Source organism: Prescottella soli (genome assembly GCF_040024445.1).
GTDB lineage: Bacteria > Actinomycetota > Actinomycetes > Mycobacteriales > Mycobacteriaceae > Prescottella > Prescottella soli.
The window spans coordinates 5,279,419-5,297,583 of the sequence record NZ_CP157276.1 but is presented as its reverse complement, the minus strand read 5'-3'; the positions used below and the strand labels follow the sequence as shown (position 1 = coordinate 5,297,583).

Annotated in this window: 17 protein-coding genes; 9 read left to right on the top strand and 8 right to left on the bottom strand. The window is 70.3% G+C overall.

All coding sequences use genetic code 11. The features are described 5' to 3' along the window. Positions 1-69: 69 nt before the first annotated feature. From ABI214_RS24685 to ABI214_RS24660, 6 genes are all read right to left on the bottom strand, one after another. On the bottom strand, positions 70-1,971 hold the full coding sequence (locus ABI214_RS24685) for a peptidoglycan D,D-transpeptidase FtsI family protein (RefSeq protein ID WP_348605042.1): 1,902 nt from the start codon (positions 1,969-1,971) through the stop codon (positions 70-72). Further along, positions 1,968-2,675 carry a hypothetical protein gene (locus ABI214_RS24680; RefSeq protein ID WP_348605041.1) on the bottom strand — a complete coding sequence of 236 codons (708 nt, stop codon included), beginning with the start codon at positions 2,673-2,675 and terminating at the stop codon, positions 1,968-1,970. Before ABI214_RS24680 ends, ABI214_RS24685 begins: the two co-directional genes overlap by 4 nt. Beyond that, on the bottom strand, positions 2,672-3,688 hold the full coding sequence (gene rsmH / locus ABI214_RS24675; protein ID WP_348605040.1) for a 16S rRNA (cytosine(1402)-N(4))-methyltransferase RsmH: 1,017 nt from the start codon (positions 3,686-3,688) through the stop codon (positions 2,672-2,674). The genes ABI214_RS24680 and rsmH overlap by 4 nt, the downstream gene beginning before the upstream one ends. A gap of 274 nt (positions 3,689-3,962) precedes the next feature. Then, a complete protein-coding gene (gene mraZ / locus ABI214_RS24670; RefSeq protein WP_348605039.1) occupies positions 3,963-4,394 on the bottom strand; it encodes a division/cell wall cluster transcriptional repressor MraZ in 432 nt (143 codons plus the stop codon). A gap of 510 nt (positions 4,395-4,904) precedes the next feature. After that, positions 4,905-5,333: a DUF3040 domain-containing protein gene (locus ABI214_RS24665; protein ID WP_348605038.1), complete on the bottom strand. Its 429-nt coding sequence runs from the start codon at positions 5,331-5,333 to the stop codon at positions 4,905-4,907. Between the two features lie 112 nt (positions 5,334-5,445). Continuing rightward, positions 5,446-5,934 carry an SAV_6107 family HEPN domain-containing protein gene (locus ABI214_RS24660; RefSeq protein ID WP_348605037.1) on the bottom strand — a complete coding sequence of 163 codons (489 nt, stop codon included), beginning with the start codon at positions 5,932-5,934 and terminating at the stop codon, positions 5,446-5,448. Between the two features lie 288 nt (positions 5,935-6,222). On the opposite strand from ABI214_RS24660, the gene ABI214_RS24655 reads away from it, so the two are divergent. The 5 genes from ABI214_RS24655 to ABI214_RS24635 are packed head-to-tail and all read left to right on the top strand — an operon-like array spanning position 6,223 to position 11,221. Then, complete coding sequence (locus ABI214_RS24655; RefSeq protein ID WP_348605036.1) at positions 6,223-6,846, top strand: GNAT family N-acetyltransferase; 624 nt, start codon at positions 6,223-6,225, stop codon at positions 6,844-6,846. After that, complete coding sequence (locus tag ABI214_RS24650) at positions 6,843-8,429, top strand: phytoene desaturase family protein (protein ID WP_348605035.1); 1,587 nt, start codon at positions 6,843-6,845, stop codon at positions 8,427-8,429. The genes ABI214_RS24655 and ABI214_RS24650 overlap by 4 nt, the downstream gene beginning before the upstream one ends. Further along, complete coding sequence (locus ABI214_RS24645) at positions 8,426-9,241, top strand: carotenoid biosynthesis protein (RefSeq protein WP_348605034.1); 816 nt, start codon at positions 8,426-8,428, stop codon at positions 9,239-9,241. Before ABI214_RS24650 ends, ABI214_RS24645 begins: the two co-directional genes overlap by 4 nt. 46 nt (positions 9,242-9,287) lie before the next feature. Beyond that, the gene (locus tag ABI214_RS24640) at positions 9,288-10,025 is read left to right on the top strand and encodes an LppM family (lipo)protein (RefSeq protein ID WP_348605033.1); all 738 of its coding nucleotides are present in this window, start codon (positions 9,288-9,290) and stop codon (positions 10,023-10,025) included. A gap of 11 nt (positions 10,026-10,036) precedes the next feature. Continuing rightward, positions 10,037-11,221, top strand: a complete 1,185-nt coding sequence (locus tag ABI214_RS24635; RefSeq protein WP_348605032.1) for a glycosyltransferase — start codon at positions 10,037-10,039, stop codon at positions 11,219-11,221. A 21-nt stretch (positions 11,222-11,242) separates the two neighbouring features. Here the strand turns inward: ABI214_RS24635 and metF are convergent, their stop codons facing one another. Then, positions 11,243-12,214 carry a methylenetetrahydrofolate reductase [NAD(P)H] gene (metF, locus tag ABI214_RS24630; RefSeq protein ID WP_348605031.1) on the bottom strand — a complete coding sequence of 324 codons (972 nt, stop codon included), beginning with the start codon at positions 12,212-12,214 and terminating at the stop codon, positions 11,243-11,245. A gap of 173 nt (positions 12,215-12,387) precedes the next feature. Here metF and ABI214_RS24625 point away from each other — a divergent pair, with 173 nt between their 5' ends. The 4 genes from ABI214_RS24625 (at position 12,388) to ABI214_RS24610 (ending at position 17,743) form a co-directional block, all read left to right on the top strand. Beyond that, complete coding sequence (locus tag ABI214_RS24625) at positions 12,388-13,509, top strand: polyprenyl synthetase family protein (RefSeq protein WP_348605030.1); 1,122 nt, start codon at positions 12,388-12,390, stop codon at positions 13,507-13,509. Continuing rightward, the gene (gene crtI, locus ABI214_RS24620; RefSeq protein ID WP_408586537.1) at positions 13,506-15,068 is read left to right on the top strand and encodes a phytoene desaturase family protein; all 1,563 of its coding nucleotides are present in this window, start codon (positions 13,506-13,508) and stop codon (positions 15,066-15,068) included. The genes ABI214_RS24625 and crtI overlap by 4 nt, the downstream gene beginning before the upstream one ends. Positions 15,069-15,171: 103 nt before the next feature. Continuing rightward, a complete protein-coding gene (locus tag ABI214_RS24615) occupies positions 15,172-16,794 on the top strand; it encodes an alpha-(1->6)-mannopyranosyltransferase A (protein ID WP_348605029.1) in 1,623 nt (540 codons plus the stop codon). A gap of 13 nt (positions 16,795-16,807) precedes the next feature. Further along, complete coding sequence (locus ABI214_RS24610; protein WP_348605028.1) at positions 16,808-17,743, top strand: phytoene/squalene synthase family protein; 936 nt, start codon at positions 16,808-16,810, stop codon at positions 17,741-17,743. Positions 17,744-17,749: 6 nt separating this feature from the next. Here ABI214_RS24610 and ABI214_RS24605 read toward each other — a convergent pair whose 3' ends face one another. Beyond that, positions 17,750-18,118 (bottom strand): Rv2175c family DNA-binding protein, encoded by a 369-nt coding sequence (locus ABI214_RS24605; RefSeq protein WP_348605027.1) that lies wholly within the window; start codon positions 18,116-18,118, stop codon positions 17,750-17,752. Positions 18,119-18,165 lie beyond the last annotated feature (47 nt).

Here is an 18,165-nt window from a genome sequence, read left to right as displayed (position 1 = left end):
GAGGCCCGACAGACGAGCCAGCACGTACAGCTCGCGCGCTCGCGTGGGAATCGTCACCCCAGCTGGTGGTCAGTCGGCCTGCAGCACCAACCGCCGACCCGGGTCCGGTGACAACGGCACGCTCTCGCGCTGCAGCAGCCACGACGCGATGTTGTGGAACAGCGGAGCGGCCGATTGGCCCCCACCGCCGTCGACGCCACGCACCGGCGCATCGAGCATGATGCCGATGACGTAGCGGGGATCGTCGGCCGGAGCGATGCCGGCGAACGTGATCCAGTAGTTCGAGTTCGAGTAGCACTTGCACACCGGATCGACCTGCTGCGCCGTGCCGGTCTTGCCGGTGATCTGGTAGCCCTCGACCGCGGCCTGCGGACCGGTGCCCTGCTGGTAACCCATCGGATCCTTCTGGGTCACCGCGCGGAACATGTCGCGCACGGTGCGTGCCGTCTGCTCGCTGACCACGTGCACCGGTTCCGGCCGCTCGGTCTCCGTGCGTGTGCCGTCCGGCGCGACGGTCGCCTTGACGATCCGCGGCGGAATGCGTTCGCCGTCGTTCGCCATCGCCTGGTACATGCCGGTCATCTGCAGCAACGTCATCGACAGGCCCTGCCCGATCGGCAGGTTGGCGAACGTACCGCCGGACCACTCGTCCAGTTCCGGGACGTTGCCGGCGCTCTCGCCGGGAAGGCCCACACCGGTGGCCTGGCCGAGGCCGAATCGGTGCAGCATGTCGGCGAACCGTTCCTCGCCGACACGGTCGGCAAGCATCAGCGTCCCGACGTTCGACGACTTCCCGAATACTCCGGTGGTCGTGTACGGCGCGACGCCGTGCGCCCACGCGTCCCTGACCGACACCCCGGCCATCTGGATCGAGCCCGGTACCTGAAGCACCTCTTCGGGCGTGGTCAGCCCGTACTCGATCGCGGCGGCCGCGGTGATGATCTTGTTGACCGAGCCCGGCTCGAACGGCGAGCTCACCGGCAGGTTGCCCATCTGCGCGGTCGGCGGGTTGTTGCCGACTCCGATCGCCGGGTTGAAGGTGCCGTCGTTGGTCATCGCGAGCACTTCGGAGGTCTTCGCGTCGAGCACCACGACCGATGCGTTCTTCGCGCCCGACAGGTCCTTCGCCTGCTGCGCCTGCTGCTGCACGTAGTACTGCAGATCGGAGTCGAGGGTGAGTTCCACCGTGGACCCGTCGACCGCCGGTTGCAGGTCGCGCCGGCTGCCGGGGATCACCGCACCGTCCGAACCGCGGTCGTGCGTCTCCGAGCCGTCCTTGCCCGCGAGCGTCGAATCCATGGAGTCCTCGAGCCCCAGCAGACCGTGGCCGTCCCACCCGGTGGCCCCGACGATGTTCGCTGCGAGGGAACCACCGGGATATTCACGGATGTCCTGCCGTTCGAGTCCGACCTCCGGGAACTCGTCGGCGATGTCGGCGGCCACCGCCGGGTCGACGCTGCGCGCCAGGTAGACGAACGTCTCGTTGCTCTGCAGCTTCTTCAGAAGATCGCTCTCCGGCGCCGCGTCGCCGAGTCGCTCGTGAATACCCCGCGCGATCTCCTTCAACCGGGTCTCCGGATCGGGAGCGGTCTCGTCCTTGGCGCGCAGGTCCTCCATGTTCTTGCGCTCCCGCACCGGCTGGAAGGTGAGCGCCTTCGCATCGAGGGTGTAGGCAAGCTTGTTTCCGCTGCGGTCGACGATCGCGCCGCGCACGGCCGGCAGGATGACGGTCGTGGCCCGCTGGTTGGCCGCCTCCGCCGACAGTCGCGGCGCGTCGACGCCCTGCACCCACAACAGCTGCAGGGCCACGACGCCGAGGGCACCGAGCATGGTCGCGCGCCCGTACTTGAGTCGGAACCCGAACGAATCGACACGCCTCTGTGACGCCTTCCGCCCCCGGGACCTGCGCGGGGGCGGCGACGCCGGCCTGCGCCGACGGGGGGCTGGAGCGCGTCCACCCGGGGGGGTCACTGCCGCGCACCCGCCGGGGGCTGAGTGATGACCGTCACGAGAGTCGATTGTTCACCGCGCGCCTGGATTCGACCGTCATTGGCCGACTGCGGTGCGGCGGGCGCCGTCGTGGGTGACGGCGTCGCGGGATGCGCCGCCTGCGACGACGGCTGCGATGCCTGGACCTGCGGGGCCGGTGCCGCGGGAGCCGGCGCGGGAGTCCGGTCCAGCGGCGCGACGGGCTTGCCCTCAGCGGGCTTCGGGGTGCCGATCACGTGCACGGTGCCGTCGGTGTCGAGGAGCAGGCGCGCGGGATCCTTCGCCGGGATCAGCCCCTGCTCGGCCGCCTTCTCGGCGAGAACGGGGGCCGAATTGCCCGCAGCAACTTCACGCTGCAGTGCCGCCGTCTGTTCCCGCAGACTCTGGTTGTGCGCCCGGGCGTCGGCCAGTTGGTACGAGTCCTCGGCCGACCGGGTCGTGAGCAGCAGCGTCGTCGCGAGCCCCATGCACAGCAGACCGAGGATCGTGGCCACGAACGGGACGCGCGCCACGAAGGTGCGCGACGAGGATCCGAACGACGACCGGCGCGAAGCCGACGCCGACGGCGATACCGCGCCGACACCTCCGCCGGCGGTCACCGTGGAACGCTGCCGACGACGGTCGTACGCCCGCTGCGCCGCGGTGGACCGTCGGACCCGCGTGGTGGAAGCCACCTGAACAGTCATGCCGTCTCCCTCCTCGCGATTCGCTCCGCCGCGCGCAAACGCACCGGCGCTGCTCTCGGGTTGTCCTCGATCTCCTGCTCGGACGCGCGCTCGGCGCCACGGGTGAGAATCCGGAACTCCGGACCCATGCCCGGCAACTCCACCGGCAGACCTTCGGGCGTCTTCGACTTCGACAGCGGCGTCAGCTCCTGCTTGACGACGCGGTCCTCGAGGGACTGGTAGGACATGAAGACGACGCGACCGCCGACCGCCAGGGCGTCGAGCGCCGCCGGGACGGCGGCCCGTAGCGAATCGAGTTCGCCGTTGACCTCGACCCGCAGTGCCTGGAACGTCCGCTTGGCGGGGTGGCCACCGGTGCGGCGGGTCGCGGCCGGGATGGCGTCGTAGATGAGTTCGACCAGCGCGGCGCTGGTGGTGAACGGCTGCTTCTGACGGCGCCGCACGATCTCCGACGCGATCCGGCCCGCGAAGCGCTCTTCGCCGTAGGTGCTCAGGATCCGAGCGAGCTCGCCGTGGCTGTACGTGTTCAGCACCTCGGCGGCGGTGATCCCCGTCGTGGGGTTCATCCGCATGTCCAACGGCGCGTCGACGGAGTACGCGAATCCGCGGTCCGCCTCGTCGAGCTGCATCGACGACACACCGAGATCGAAGAGGATGGCGTGCACGGTGCCGATCGAATCGAGCTCGGCCTGGTCGAGCGCGTCGACGATGCCGTCGTATCGCGTGTGCACGAACGTCGTGCGGTCGGCGTACCGAGCCAGTCGTCCGGACGCGATGCGCAGCGCCTCCGGGTCGCGGTCGAGACCGATCAGGTGCAGACCGGGATAGGTGCGCAGGAAGTACTCCGAGTGTCCGCCCAGACCGAGGGTGGCATCGATCATCACCGCGCCGTCGCCGCGCGGGTTGTCGGCCGTGATGGCCGGCCCCAGCAGTTCGTCCGCCCGGTGCAGTAGAACCGGGACATGACCGAACTCGCCGGGGACGGACTGGTTGTCGTCCTCGCCGTCGACCATGATTCCTCCGGCTCCTGCTCGATAACTCTGCGGGTGTGCGTTGTTCGGGTGGCGGAGGTGTGAGTTGGCGAAATCGTCGGCAGCTGGTCTGTCCTGCAACGAAACTCGCGAACGTCACTTCTCCGGGGAGAGCGAATGCCTCGAGGTCCCTGTCCGATCGAGGAACCTGGCGCTGGGGAAGAGCGTCAGGGTCCCGGTGGTGAACCTGGCGCTGGGGAAGTGCGTCAGGGTCACACTCGGGCAGAGGCCTCGCGGCACTCGCGGCGTCGGTGGGCTAGAAGATCCCCTCGAGCGCCTCGTCTCTGGCTTGTGAGTAGCTTTCTTCGTGCTCCGCGAGGTAGGACTCCCAAGCTCGGGCGTCCCAGATCTCGAGGAAGTCGACCGATCCGATCACGACGCAGTCCTTGGACAGTCCCGCATAGCGGCGATGGTCCGCGGAGAGCGTGATCCGCCCCTGGGCATCGGGGTGCTGCTCGTCGGTTCCCGACGCCAACCCGCGCACGAACGCACGTGCCTGCGGGTTGCTGCGGGAGGCCGCTGCTGCACGACGCGCGAGTGCGGTGAACTCCTCACGGGGATACACCGCAAGGCTGTGGTCCTGCCCTTTCGTGACCATCAACCCTCCCGCCAACGCGTCCCGGAACTTCGCGGGCAACGTGAGCCGCCCTTTGTCGTCGAGCTTCGGCGTGTAGGTACCGAGAAACATCTCGACACCTCCCACCGGGGCCCTGTGGCGAACATGTGGGTCGATACCGGTTGGTACCGTCCCGCATTTCTTGCGGGTCGCTTGCACGATCCGCTGTCCGCCACTTTACCCCACTTCCCTCCACTTTCAATCCGATCAGACCCGTGATTTGACAAGTTTCGCCCGATAAGTGCAGCTCACAGCCACGGGGCGAAGTGGGGGGAAACATCCGGGCGTGATGGCGAACACGCGCACGGGCGCCTATCAACTCCGGTCTGCGCATTTCAAGATCAACGAATTCCCAGCTCCAAGCGCCGCCGGCGGGTTCGGCCGAATCGTGAACCGCGCAGACCGACTCCCGCCGCCACCGGGTGGGGCGCCGTGGGAACAACGGTGGGGAACGGTGGGGAATCAGGGTGGAGAGATGTGGGGAGTCCGTGTCGCATCCGCCGGGCCCCACGAAAGAGGGGCGAGAAAACAGTGATGGCGTGACCCGAGGGCCACGCCATCACCGTTTCGAAAACCTACGATCTACTCCTGATCGAATCTCCGACGGAATCGATCTTCCATGCGGGAAGAGAAGCCGCCACCCGACTTCTTACCGCCATGGGACTTACGCGGATGCGATCCGCCCGACGCGCCCGGAGAGCCGTCCCCGTCGGGAACCGCCGCCAGATGGCTCTTTCCCCCGCCGAGGAGAAAGAGGATTCCGGCACCGAACATCACGACGAATCCGATCAGACTGATGATCGGGAATTCGCCCAACCTCACATTCACAGCCACGCCCACGACGAGGAGAACGAGACCCAAAACGAAGAGGGCCACCGCCTGCAACCGACGCTTACCGGAGGGGGCACGCATTCGCCCGCCCCTCACAGTGGACGCGAACTTGGGATCCTCGGCGTAGAGCGCGCTCTCGATCTGGTCGAGCATGCGCTGCTCGTGCTCGGAGAGTGGCACGGTACCTCCCCCGGCACTAAGAGTTGGCACCTCATCCGCGGTGCGGCGAGGTGGGTAACGGACTGACGGTTACCTGAATTCAATAATACGAGGAGAGTCGGCCCCTTACCACCTACTCCATCGACGAGTTGCCGACGAATCGATGACGATCTGGGGCGCCGCGACCCGCCACTCCACGAACGTGTCCGGAATCACCCACCGAACGCGGTGCCAAGATACCTCGATCACCGTCTTTTCGGCCCACCTCCGCCAGGAAATCCTCCACCTCAGTGAGGAACCGCCCCGCCGCTCCGTAGAACCCGTCGGCATCGACGTCCGCGATCGCCCGCGTGACGCCGGCCTCGATCGACGCACGCAAGGCCGAGTGCTCGGCGAAGTAGTCGGCCCATGCCGCGAACTCCGGGGCCGCGCGCGCCATGAGCACCCACGCACTTCGGGAGTGCGGCCGTCGCGACGCGGCGCGCGCCTTCCCGTCCGCCGCGGCGAGGACAGCCGCGGCGCCCCGGAGGGCCGCGACATAGGCGCAACGGAAGCGCTCCGCGGACTCCCCCGCGCCCGCCGCCTCCGACAACAGACGGTCTGCACGCCGGAGCAATGTCACCGCCTGTATCGACACCGGTGGCCAGTCGGAGGATCCGCATCCGACCGCGCCCCCCGACATTCCCGACGACGTCCGCGGCCGCATCCTCGATGCGACCGGTATGACCGACTCGACTTCCGACACGACTCCGAGCACCTCCCACCGCTCCGAAGTTCAGGGCCGGCGATCCGGCGATGATTCGCTTCCCTCGAACATCACCGGATCGCCGATATCGAACACGTGTTCGACCTATTCAATATAGCTGGCCCCACCGACACGTCGTCAAGAGAGAAGAGGGTGAGCCCGAGCATGGACAGCACCGGCAGCCCCGGCGAGAGCCCCGGCACGACTCCCGGCACGCCGGTCGTGGTCGATCTGTCGGTGTCCGAGATGCGCGCTCGACTGCCGGAGGCGCTGGCGATCTACGTGGCCGCGATGGGCTATCCCCGCGGGACCGAGTACCACCGCGCGCCGATGTGGACCGAGCACACGGCACGGCCCGGCTGGCGCGCGGTGGGCGCTGTCCAGGCCGATCCGACGCATCCGGACCGGCCGGCTCCCCTCGTCGCGATCGCGTACGGCTACCGCGGCTCCCCCGACCAGTGGTGGCAGCAGCAGGTACGGCACGGCATGCAGGCGACGGGCTGGAGCCGCGACCAGATCGAGTACGTCCTGGGCAACTACTTCGAGCTGACCGAACTGCACGTCCACCCGAGTGCACAGGGGCACCGGCTCGGCGAACAGCTCCTGCGGCGGCTTCTCGAAGACCGGCCGGAACGGGGCGTGCTCCTGTCCACCCCCGAGGTGGACCAGGAGAACAATCGGGCGTGGCGCCTGTATCGGCGCACCGGTTTCCGGGACGTCGTCCGCCACTTCACCTTCGCGGGCGACCGCCGCCCGTTCGCCGTGCTGGGCCGGGGGTTGCCGCTGTGATGGACGCGATCGTCGTCGGCTCGGGCCACAACGCCCTCGTGTCGGCCTGTTACCTCGCTCGCGCGGGTTGGTCGGTGGAGGTTCTCGAACGCGACACCGTGCTCGGTGGCGCGGTCTCGACGGTCGAGCGGTTCCCCGGGCACCGGGTGGACCGAGGATCGTCTGCGCACATCATGATCCGCCACACCGGGATCATCGAGGAACTCGATCTCGCCGCCCACGGGCTGCGCTACATCGACTGCGATCCGTGGGCGTTCGCGCCCGCCCCCGCCGGTTCGGGCCGACCGGGCATCGTGTTCCACCGCAGCCTGGATCGCACGTGCCGGTCCATCGAGGAATCCTGCGGCGCCGCCGACGCGGAAGCGTACCGGCGCTTCGTGCAGACGTGGGGCCCGCGCACCGAGCGCGTCATGCGCGCCTTCTCGGCGCCGCCGACCGGCGGACACCTGCTGCGCTCGTTCTGGGGGCTGGACACGTCGGGCGGGGGCAGCGCGATCTCGCGGGAGTTCCTCACGACCGGCGACGCGCTGCTCGACGAGTACTTCGACAGCGAACCGCTCAAGGCCGCCCTCGCGTGGTTCGGCGCCCAGTCGGGTCCGCCGATGTCCGAGCCGGGTACCGCCCCCATGGTCGGGTTCGCGGCACTGATGCACACGCTTCCGCCGGGTCGCGCGGTCGGCGGCAGCGGCGCGCTCACGGCCGCGCTGGCCTCGCGTCTCGAGTCCGACGGCGGCACTGTCACGCTCGGAGACGGTGTCACCGAGCTCCGCCGCGACGACGACGGGTGGACCGTCGTCACGGAGTCCGGCCGTCGCGTCCGGGCCCGCGCCATCGTCGCCGGCTGTCACGTGCTGACGACGCTCGACCTACTCGAACGCGGCGGATACGACCGGGACACGCTCGCCGGGTGGCGTCGGCGGATCCGTGTCGGCCCGGGCATCGGGATGGTGCTGCGGCTGGGCACCGACGCGTTGCCGTCGTACCCGAGCGCACCCACCGGGGCTACTGCGACGTCGGGGCTGCAACTGCTCGTCTCCGACCGCGCACAACTCCGGGCAGCACACGGCGCCGCGCTCGCCGGGGAGTTGCCGCCGGAACCGGCGGTGCTCGCGATGAGCTTCAGCGGCATCGACCCCACGATCTCCCCCGCCGGCGAGCACCAGGTGACGTTGTGGTCGCAGTGGCACCCGTACGCACTCTCCGGCGGCCGCAGCTGGGCCGATCTCGGCGAGAGCGAGGCCGACCGCATCGTCGCGAACGTCGACGCCCTGGCGCCCGGGTTCGCCGACAGCGTCCGCCACCGATTCGTGCAGACACCAGCCGACATCGAACGCGAGATGGGCCTGATCGGTGGCAACGTGATGCACGTGGAGATGTCGCTGGACCAGATGTTCATGTGGCGGCCGATTCCGGAACTGGGCGCGCACCGCGTCCCGAACGCCGACACCCTGTACCTGACGGGCGCATCGACGCACCCGGGCGGCGGGGTGTCGGGATCGAGCGGGCGGAGCGCGGCCCGGGTCGCGCTCGCGGACGCCCGCGGCGGACGACTACGTCGGGTGCTGCGCAAGACCTTCCGATGAGGACCGCGCCCCCGCTCGTGCGAGCGTCCGCGATCATCGCGGCGACGGCGATCGCGGCGCAGATCGCGTATCCCCTCGTCGACGGTCGGTCCCGGGACCTCGTCACCGTCGCGGTGGTCGCGCTGCTGGCCGCCGCGTCGATCGTGCATGCCGTCGCTGTCCGGGGCGGTCGGTGGGCGTCGGGCATGGTGCTGGCCACCGCGGGGATGGGACTGGCCTCGGAGATCGTCGGGGTCGCGACGGGAATCCCGTACGGCTGCTACGAATACGCGTCCGGACGGCTTGGGCCGGCGATCGCGCACGTGCCGCTGGTGGTGCCACTCGCGTGGACGGCCGGCTTCTACCCGGTGTGGTGCGCCGCGTCGCTGATCACCCGCAGCAGATTGCCGCGCATCGCCCTCGCGACCGTCGGCGTCGTCGGCTGGGACCTCTACCTCGATCCCCAGATGGTCGCGGACGGGCAATGGCGGTGGTGCGTCACCGACGCCGGACTGGCCGGGATCGAACACATCCCGTTGACCAACTACGCGGGCTGGGTGGTCGTGGCCGCGGTGATGACGATCCTCGTCGACCTGCTCGACCGTCGCGTTCGTCCCGCGCCGACATCTCTCGCGCGCGACGCCGTGCCGATCGCGCTGTTCCTGTGGACGTGGCTCGGGTCCGCCCTCGCACACGCGGTGTTCCTGGACGCGCCCGAACTGCGGTATTCGGCGGTCTACGGATTGGTGGCGATGGGCGTCGTCGGCGCCCCACTGCTGCTGCGATCGGCGGGCTCGCACAGCGCCGAATCGGACACTACGCCCGCGGCCTGACACGAATATCCGTGCCTTGCACGATGATCTCGCCATACCTGGCACGATGTTCCCCGTGCAGTCGTCCACATCTGGCCCCTCGGTCCGTTCCCGCTCCCGCCTCCGCGTGTTCGTCACCGCAGCTCTCGCGCTGCTCCTCGTTCCGCTGCTCGCCGGGTGCCTCCGAGTCCAGGTGTCGATGGGCGTGTCCGCCGACGACAAGGTCTCCGGTCAGATCGTGGCGGCCACCGTGCCGAAGGACGAGAACGACAAGGGTCCGCAGCTGACCCCACCGGACTCGCTCTCCAGTCGGATCCGGGTGCAGGAGTACCGCAAGGACGGCTACGTCGGCACGCAGGCGTTCTTCAGCGGCCTGTCGTTCGGCGACATCCAGCAGCTCGGTTCGATGTACAGCGAGACGGGCACCGCGCTGCAGTTGTCGCTGCGGCGCGCCGGCGACCTGGTGACGCTGGACGGCCGCGTCGATCTGGAGAACGTCCCCGCGCAGGGCACCGATGTGCAGTTCACGATCGCGTTCCCCGCCCGGGTGGCCACCACCAACGGCACCCGCGAGGGCGAGTCGACCATCACGTGGAAGCTGCCGGCCGGCGACGTCAGCACGTTGCGCGCCGAGGTCCGCTACGCCGATCCCGCCACCCGCAGCTTCGCCGGCTGGGCCGGGATGGCCGCCGGTGTCGCGGTCGCGGTCGCGGCGATCGTCGGCGTGATGGCGTGGGCGACACGCAACCGCACGAAGCCGCAGGGACCTCCCGCCAAGACACCGGTCACGACGTCGGCGCGGTGATCCTGCACCTCGTGGTTCCACCGCTCCACCGCTTCGACCCCGTCGCCGGGGCGACGCGCGTCGGCGCCGGCCTGGCGATCGCCGGCGCGGCAGTCGCCGCCGCGAACGCAGCCACGCTGCCCCGACTGCACGCCGGTCCGGTCCTCGAACCGATCACCGAGCCGGTCACCGTCGTCGTGCCCGCCCGCAACGAGGCAGATCGGATCGGCGCACTCGTCTCGGACCTGCGCGGCCAGCGCGGACTGAGCACCCTGCGGGTCCTCGTCCTCGACGACGACTCCACCGATGCGACCGCGGACGTCGCCCGACAGGCGTTCGACGGCGACGGCCGATTCGCGACGATTCGCAGCACCGACGCACCGCCGCCGGGCTGGCTCGGCAAGACCGCCGCGTGCCGCCGCGCCGCCGAGCACGCGACACGGCTGATGGATCCGCGACGGCCCGGCGTGCTGGTGTTCCTCGACGCCGACGTCCGCTTGGAATCCGATGCTCTCGCGGCCGCGGTCACCGAGTTGCGCCGCAGCGGCGCCGACCTGTTGTCTCCGTGGCCCCGGCAGGACGCCGGTTCCACCGTCGAACGCCTGATCCAGCCGCTGCTGTGCTGGTCGTGGTTCGCGTCGCTGCCCACCGCGGTCGCGGCCCGCAACATCCGCCCGTCGATGGTCGTCGCGTGTGGGCAGTTCCTCGTGTTCGACGCCGCCGCGTACTACCGCCTCGGCGGCCACGCCGCCGTCGCGGACAGTCTCACCGAGGACCTCGACATCGCGCGGGCGCTGCGACGTCGGGGCGAGCGGACCGCCGTGGCCGCCGCCCAGCACCTGGCGTCGTGCCGGATGTACACGAGTCCGACGGCGCTGCGCGCGGGATACACGCGGTGGTTGTGGACGGCGTTCGGATCCCCCGCCGGGTCGGCTGCGGTGTCGGGCGTCGCCGCGCTCGCGTACCTGTTGCCACCGGCGGCCGCGGTGTTCGGGCGCGGACGCACCCGGACGTGGGGCGCGGCGGGGTACGCCGCCGCCGCCGTGTCGAGGTTGACGGCGCGCGCCGTCGAGACGGGCGCCCGCCCGGGCGTCGGGGACGTGGTGGACGCGCTCGCGCACCCGGCGTCGATCGTCGGGCTGATCCACCTGACCGCTGCCTCGCACCGTGAGCGCCACCGCGGACGGCTGCGGTGGAAGGGCCGGGCCGTCACCTGAGCCGGGACGGCCTGGGCGGCGTCACACCGTGGCCGACGCCGACATTCCCAGGTTGGCGAGCACCTCGCTGGTGGCGCGGGCGAAGTTGAGGGTGATGAAGTGCAGGCACGGCGCCCCCTCGGAGATCAGCCGCTCCGCCATCTCGGTCGCGATCTCGATGCCGATCTCGCGCACCGCGGCACGGTTCTCCTCCGGACCGTCACCGGCGGCGCGGCGCAGCCGCTCGTCGAGCTCGGTGGGCAGGCGCGACCCGGACAGCTCGAGGCTGCGGCGGGCCGAGCGCAGCGACGTGATCGGCATGATCTCCGGGATGATCGGCTTCTCGCCCTGCTCCGGGTCGTATGCCGCGACCCGGTCGCGCAGCCGCAGGTAGTCCTCGACGTCGAAGAACATCTGGGTGATCGAGTACTCGGCGCCGGCGCGCAACTTCTGCACGAGGTACTTGGTGTCGTGCTCGAGATCCGGCGCCCGGTAGTGGCCCTCCGGGAAGGACGCGACACCGACATGGAAGTCACCCATGTCCCGCACGAGCCGGACGAGGTCCTCGGCGTACTCGACACCTTCGGGGTGCTTGACCCACTCGCCGAGTGGATCGCCCGGCGGGTCGCCGCGCAGCACCAGGATGTTGCTGATCCCCCGGTCGGCGTACGCCCCGCACATCGCGCGCAGTTCGTCGACACTGTGCCCGACCGCCGTCAGGTGCGCGACGGGCAGCAGGGTGGTCTCCTCGGCGATCTGCCCGGTGACGCGTACGGTGCGATCGCGCGTCGAACCGCCGGCGCCGTAGGTCATCGACACGAAGGCCGGATTCAGCCGCTCGAACGCACGGACGGCGCGCCACAGCCGCGCCTCGGCGGCCTCGTCGCGGGGCGGCGAGAACTCGACCGAGAAGGGGATCCGACCGCTGTCGGACGAGCGGATACGGTCCACGATCGAAGGGGTCTGGGTCACCCAACCCGCGCTGTTGCGCCCCCGAACGGCATCGAATGTCACCGACCAAGCATAGGTTGACCAGCGCTGGCCGCCCGCATCGCGTCGACGCTCGGGCCTCGGTCACCGCTTCGGGGACCGTCGGCGACGACCACTAAGGTGGGGGCGAGGCTTTTTCCGCGCGGGCCTGGCCGCCGCGCAGCAGTCTGTGCTCGACATCGAGTCCTCGAGTCAATTTGGAGGCAGTCCTGTCCGCCGGAGCCGGTGAGTCCACTCGCCCGACCCAGTCCACCCCGCCGCTCACCGATCTGGTCGAGGAGTCGCTCCGCGGGTTCTTCGCCTCCCGCGCCGACACGGTCCGGGCCGTCGGCGGCGGCTACGCCGATGCCGTCGCCGCGCTCGAGAGCTTCGTCCTGCGCGGCGGCAAGCGGGTGCGCCCGGTGTTCGCGTGGACCGGCTGGCTCGGTGCCGGCGGCGACCCGCAGGGCCCGCAGGCACCCGCCGCGCTGCAGGCCGCGGCCGCGCTCGAGCTGGTGCAGGCGTGCGCGTTGGTGCACGACGACATCATCGACGCGTCCACGACGCGCCGCGGGTACCCGACCGTGCACGTCGAGTTCGCCGAGCAGCACAGCGCGCAGCAGTGGAGCGGCGGCTCGGCCGAGTTCGGTCGCGCCGTGGCGATCCTGCTGGGCGACCTCGCGCTGGCGTGGGCCGACGACATGGTCCGCGAGGCCGGGCTGGACCACGAGACCCTCACCCGCATCTCCCCGGTGTGGTCGGCGATGCGCACCGAGGTGCTCGGTGGTCAGTTCCTCGACATCAGCAACGAGGTGCGCGCGGACGAGTCCGTGGAGTCCGCGCTGCGCGTCAACCGGTTCAAGACCGCGGCCTACACGATCGAGCGCCCTCTGCACCTCGGCGCGACGATCGCCGGCGCCGACGCCGCCCTCGTCGAGGCGTACCGGACGTTCGGCACCGACATCGGCGTCGCGTTCCAGCTGCGCGACGACCTGCTCGGCGTGTTCGGCGATCCCGACGTGACGGGCAAGCCGTCCGGGGACGACCTGCGGGCCGGCAAGCGCACCGTGCTGTTCGCGGTCGCGCTCCAGCGCGCCGACGAGACGGATCCGGCGGCCGCGGCGGTGCTGCGGGAGGCGATCGGCACCGACCTGACCGACGCGCAGGTCGAACGGCTGCGATCGGTGATCACCGACCTGGGCGCGGTGGAGGACGCCGAGCGCCGCATCGCCGAGCTCACCGACAGTGCGCTCGCGGCGCTCGATGGCAGCACCGCGACCGAGGACGGCAAGCGTCGGCTGCGGGAGATGGCGATCGCGGTCACCCGCCGGGACGCCTGATCGACGTGGGAGTTCGTACCGTCCGTGGGGTGACCGACCGCGTCGTCGTGGTGGGCGCCGGGCTCGCCGGGCTGTCGGCCGCGCTGTACCTGCGTGGTAGCGGCCGCGACGTCACGCTGCTCGAGCGCGACGCTCGTCCCGGAGGCCGGGTCGGGACGTATCGCGGGCCCGGGTACGTCATCGACAACGGCGCGACCGTCCTGACGATGCCGGAACTGGTGCGCGGCGCGCTCGCCGCGGTCGGTGCCGACTTCGACACGACGACTCCCCCGCTCCGCCTGCACCGTTTGGACCCGGCGTATCACGCGCGGTTCGCCGACGGTTCGGCGATCGACGTGCACTCCGACCCGCAGCGGATGGCCGCCGAGGTGGCGCGCGCCTGCGGGCCGGACGAGGCGCGCCGGTACCTCGACCTGCGCCGCTGGCTGGCCCGGGTGTTCGACGCCGAGTTCGACACGTTCATCGATGCGAACTTCGATTCGCCGCTGGACCTGTTCTCGACCCGGAAGTCGGCGACCGACCTGGCGCGCCTCCTGGCGGCGGGCGGGTTCGGCCGGCTCGGCCGACAGGTGGGCCGCCGGATCACCGATCCGCGGTTGCGCCGGATCTTCACGTTCCAGGCCCTGTACGCGGGCGTGGCCCCGGCGAAGGCGCTCGCGGTGTACGGCGCGATCGCCCACATGGACACCTCGCTCGGCGTCTCGTTCCCCGAGGGCGGCATGCACGCGATCGCCGAGTCGATGGCCGACGCGTTCGCCTCGGCGGGCGGGCACCTGCATTTCGGCGCCGACGTCGTCCGTGTGGAGCGCTCCGGCGGGCGGGCCCGCGCGGTGCACACCGCCGACGGCCTGACATTTCCGTGCGACGCCCTGGTGCTCACCCCGGACCTGCCGATCGTCGACGATCTGCTGCGCACGCGGCGTCCGCGCCGACAGCGCATCTCGCCCTCCGCGGTGGTCCTGCACGGGACGGTCCCGCGAGCGACGACGGCGCGGTGGGGCGCGGCGCATCACCACACGATCGACTTCGGTGCCGAGTGGGAACGCACGTTCGCCGAGATTGCGGCCCGGCCCGGTCACGGTCGCCTGATGAGCGACCCGTCGCTGCTCGTCACGAGGCCCGCGGTCACCGACCCCGGACTCGAGGTCATCCGCGACGGCGTTCCCCACGAACCGCTGTCGGTGCTGGCGCCGTGCCCCAACCTGGACAGCGCCCCGCTCGACTGGGGGGCACTCACGGGCGCGTACAGCCGGGAGCTGCTGCAGACCCTCGAGTCCCGCGGCTACCACGGGATCACCAGCGACTATGTCGTTGATCACATCGATACGCCCGTGACCTGGGCTGCACGCGGCATGGCGGCCGGTAGTCCGTTCGCGCCGGCGCACATCTTCAGGCAGACAGGGCCCTTCCGGCGCCGCAACCTGGCCTCACCCGGAACGAACATCGTTCTGGCCGGATCGGGAACGACCCCCGGCGTCGGGGTGCCGACCGTCCTGATCTCGGGGAAACTGGCTGCGCAGCGCATCTGCGGCCGCTCGGAGGCAGGGCTTGCCGGATAATCTCGGACGACACACTAAACTGTCTACCCGTCCCATGCTGTCCGGCCGCCGCGATGCGGCCGGGCGTCACCGATCGCTTCTTCCGGGGGAGGAACCTGCAACGATGTCGGCCTCTTCCGGAATCCCCGACGCCACGGTCAACCAACGGTCCTGGCTGCGCGCGAGCGCCGACTACCTGCGGACCCCCGAAGGACATTCGACGATCCTCGGATTCGTCGGTGCGGTGATGATCACGTTCGGCGGTTTCGGCGCCGGTAGCGTGCGCCGGCACGACCCGCTGCTCGAGGAGATGCGCCTGTCGTGGCTGCGGTTCGGCCACGGCTACGCCCTGTCGACGATCGTCATCTGGGGCGGCGTCCTGTCGATGATCATCGCGTGGGTGCGGCTGGGCCGATCGACGATAGGCGGCCGAGTCGGGCTGCGCTCCCTGTTGTGGACGGTGCCGCTGTGGACGGCCCCGATGCTGTTAGCGGTTCCGATGTTCAGCCGAGACGCGTACTCGTACCTGGCGCAGGGTGCGTTGCTGCGCGACGGCTTCGACCCGTACGCGGTGGGGCCGGTGGTCAACCCCGGCATCCTGCTCGACAACGTCAGCAACGTGTGGACGACCACGACGGCGCCGTACGGCCCGGTCTCGCTGCTGATCGGCCAGGGCATCACGACGATCACCGGTGACAACGTCATCGCGGGCACGATGCTGCTGCGTGTGGCGTTCCTCCCCGGTCTCGCGCTCATGATGTGGGCGCTGCCACGGCTCGCTCGTCAGTTGGGCGGCAAGCCGACGATCGCGGTGTGGCTGGCGGTGCTCAATCCGCTGGTGCTCATCCATCTCATCGGCGGCGTGCACAACGAGCTGCTCATGGTCGGCCTGATGGTCGCCGGGATCACGCTGGCCCTCGACCGCAAGCACGTGGCGTCCGTCGCGGTAATCGCGCTCGGTGTCGCGGTCAAGGCCATGGCCGGGATCGCGCTGCCGTTCATCGTGTGGATCTGGATGATCCACGAGCGCGAGCGTGCCCTGGCGGAGGGCCGGGAGCCGGCGACCCCGCTGGCGTCGTTCGTCCGGGCGGCGGGCATCGGGGTCGCGGTGTTCGCGGCCATCTTCACGGCCGCGTCCGCGATCGCCGGCGTCGGCCTCGGCTGGCTGACGGCGCTCTCCGGATCCGCGAAGATCATCAACTGGCTGTCGCTGCCGACGATCATGGCGCACATCGTGACCATCGGGACCGGGTGGTTCACCGGGCTGAGCTCGGTTTACGCGGGATCACCGGTCCTCGAGGTCACCCGCACCATCTGCGCGGTCGCGCTCGCGGTCCTGCTGGTCTGGATCTGGTGGCGGTTCCGCAAGACCGAGCGCGACGCCGTGATGGGCATACTGGTCGCCCTGGTGGCGATCGTCGTCCTGTCGCCGGCCGCCCTGCCGTGGTACTACTCGTGGCCGCTCGCGATCGCCGCCGGCTTCTCGATGTCGACGAAGACGTTGCAGGTCCTCGTCGGCCTCTCGACGTGGCTGATGCTGGTGTTCCAGCCGGACGGGTCGATCGGCCTGTACACGTTCTTCCACGTCGCGCTCGCCACGTTCGTCGCGGTCGTGGCCGCGGTCGCGCTGAAGACGGTGGATCCGCTGCGGCTGCGATCGGTCTCGGAGAAGGTGCCCGATGCGACCGCGCACGTCGTGGATCAGCTGGCACAGGCGACGCCCGAGCGGCGTTCGTCGCCGCTGTGACCCTTCGAGCGCCGTGACCCACACCGCTCCGGTCCACGATCTACCTTCGGCGTACCACCGCTGTCGGCGACTGGCTGCCGAGCACGGACGCACGTACTACCTGGCCACCCGCCTCCTGCCGGTCGAGCGGCGCCCGGCCGTGTACGCGCTCTACGGATTCGCGCGCACCGTCGACGACATCGTGGACGTGGACTGTGCCGGCCGTTCACCCGCGGAGCGGGCGGCCGCGCTGGACGTCGTCGAAGCACAGTTGGACGACGCGCTCGACGGTCGCCCGGTGGACGATGCACGCACCGGGTTCGTCGTTCACGCGCTCGCCGACACCGTCCGGCAGTACGAGATCCCGCCCGCGTACTTCCGGGCGTTCCTCGACTCGATGCGGATGGACATTCCGGGCACGCCGGGGTTCCGGGCGGAGTACCCGGACATGGCCGAGCTGCGCCGGTACATGTACGGGTCGGCCGCGGTGATCGGGCTCCAGATGCTCCCGGTCCTGGGGACCACCGTGCCCCGCGCGGTGGCCGAGCCGTACGCGGCCGCGCTGGGCGAGGCGTTCCAGCTGACCAACTTCCTCCGCGACGTCGGCGAGGATCTCGACCGGGGACGCGTCTACCTTCCCGCCGACGAACTCGGCGCGTTCGGGGTGGACGTCGACCTGATGCGCCACTGCCGCCGCACCGGCACCGTCGATCCGCGCCTGCGCCGGGCGCTGGCGCATCTCGTCGCGGTCACCCGTGCGCAGTATCGCCGGGCCGAACCCGGGCTCGACATGCTCGAGCCTCGGGTCCGGCCGGGCATGCGCGCCGCATACGTGCTGTATGCCGAGATCCTCGATCGGATCGAGGACGGCGGGTTCCGGGTGCTCGACCGCCGGGCCACGGTGCCGCGGCACCGGCGCCTGGCCGTCGCGCTGCCGCTGCTCGCCCGGACGGTCACCGGCTCGCGGTAGGACCCGTCAGAAGGCCATCGACTGGGCACGGCGGACAACCTCACGGGCCCGGTCTCCGTGCATCGCGTCGATCGGCGTTCCCGGGAGGGTGTCGTCGGCGGTGAAGAGCCAGCACACGATCTCCTCGTCCTCGTATCCGCCGTCGCGCAGGACGATGATCAGCCCCGACAGCAACCGGACGGGCTGCCCGTCGTCGCCGAAGAAGGCCTCGGGGATGCCGAGCACGCCGTCACGCTTGACGGCGATCAGGTGATGGTCGCGCAGCAGTTGGTGCACGCGGGTGACCGCGAGACCCATCCCCTTCGACACGTCTGCCAACTGCAGCAGCGGAATCGACCGGTCCAACACGTCATCGCAGTAAGGGATAGCACTCACTCCCATTACGTTATCCGGTCCTGGACCCCCGTTTGACCACGGCCCGC

Excerpts from the sequence above, each read along its gene's own strand:
- ABI214_RS24680 (WP_348605041.1), bottom strand. The coding sequence starts at position 2,675 with ATGACTGTTCAGGTGGCTTCCACCACGCGGGTCCGACGGTCCACCGCG.
- rsmH (WP_348605040.1), bottom strand. The coding sequence starts at position 3,688 with ATGGTCGACGGCGAGGACGACAACCAGTCCGTCCCCGGCGAGTTCGGT.
- mraZ (WP_348605039.1), bottom strand. The coding sequence starts at position 4,394 with ATGTTTCTCGGTACCTACACGCCGAAGCTCGACGACAAAGGGCGGCTC.
- ABI214_RS24655 (WP_348605036.1), top strand. The coding sequence starts at position 6,223 with ATGGACAGCACCGGCAGCCCCGGCGAGAGCCCCGGCACGACTCCCGGC.
- ABI214_RS24645 (WP_348605034.1), top strand. The coding sequence starts at position 8,426 with ATGAGGACCGCGCCCCCGCTCGTGCGAGCGTCCGCGATCATCGCGGCG.
- ABI214_RS24640 (WP_348605033.1), top strand. The coding sequence starts at position 9,288 with ATGTTCCCCGTGCAGTCGTCCACATCTGGCCCCTCGGTCCGTTCCCGC.
- ABI214_RS24615 (WP_348605029.1), top strand. The coding sequence starts at position 15,172 with ATGTCGGCCTCTTCCGGAATCCCCGACGCCACGGTCAACCAACGGTCC.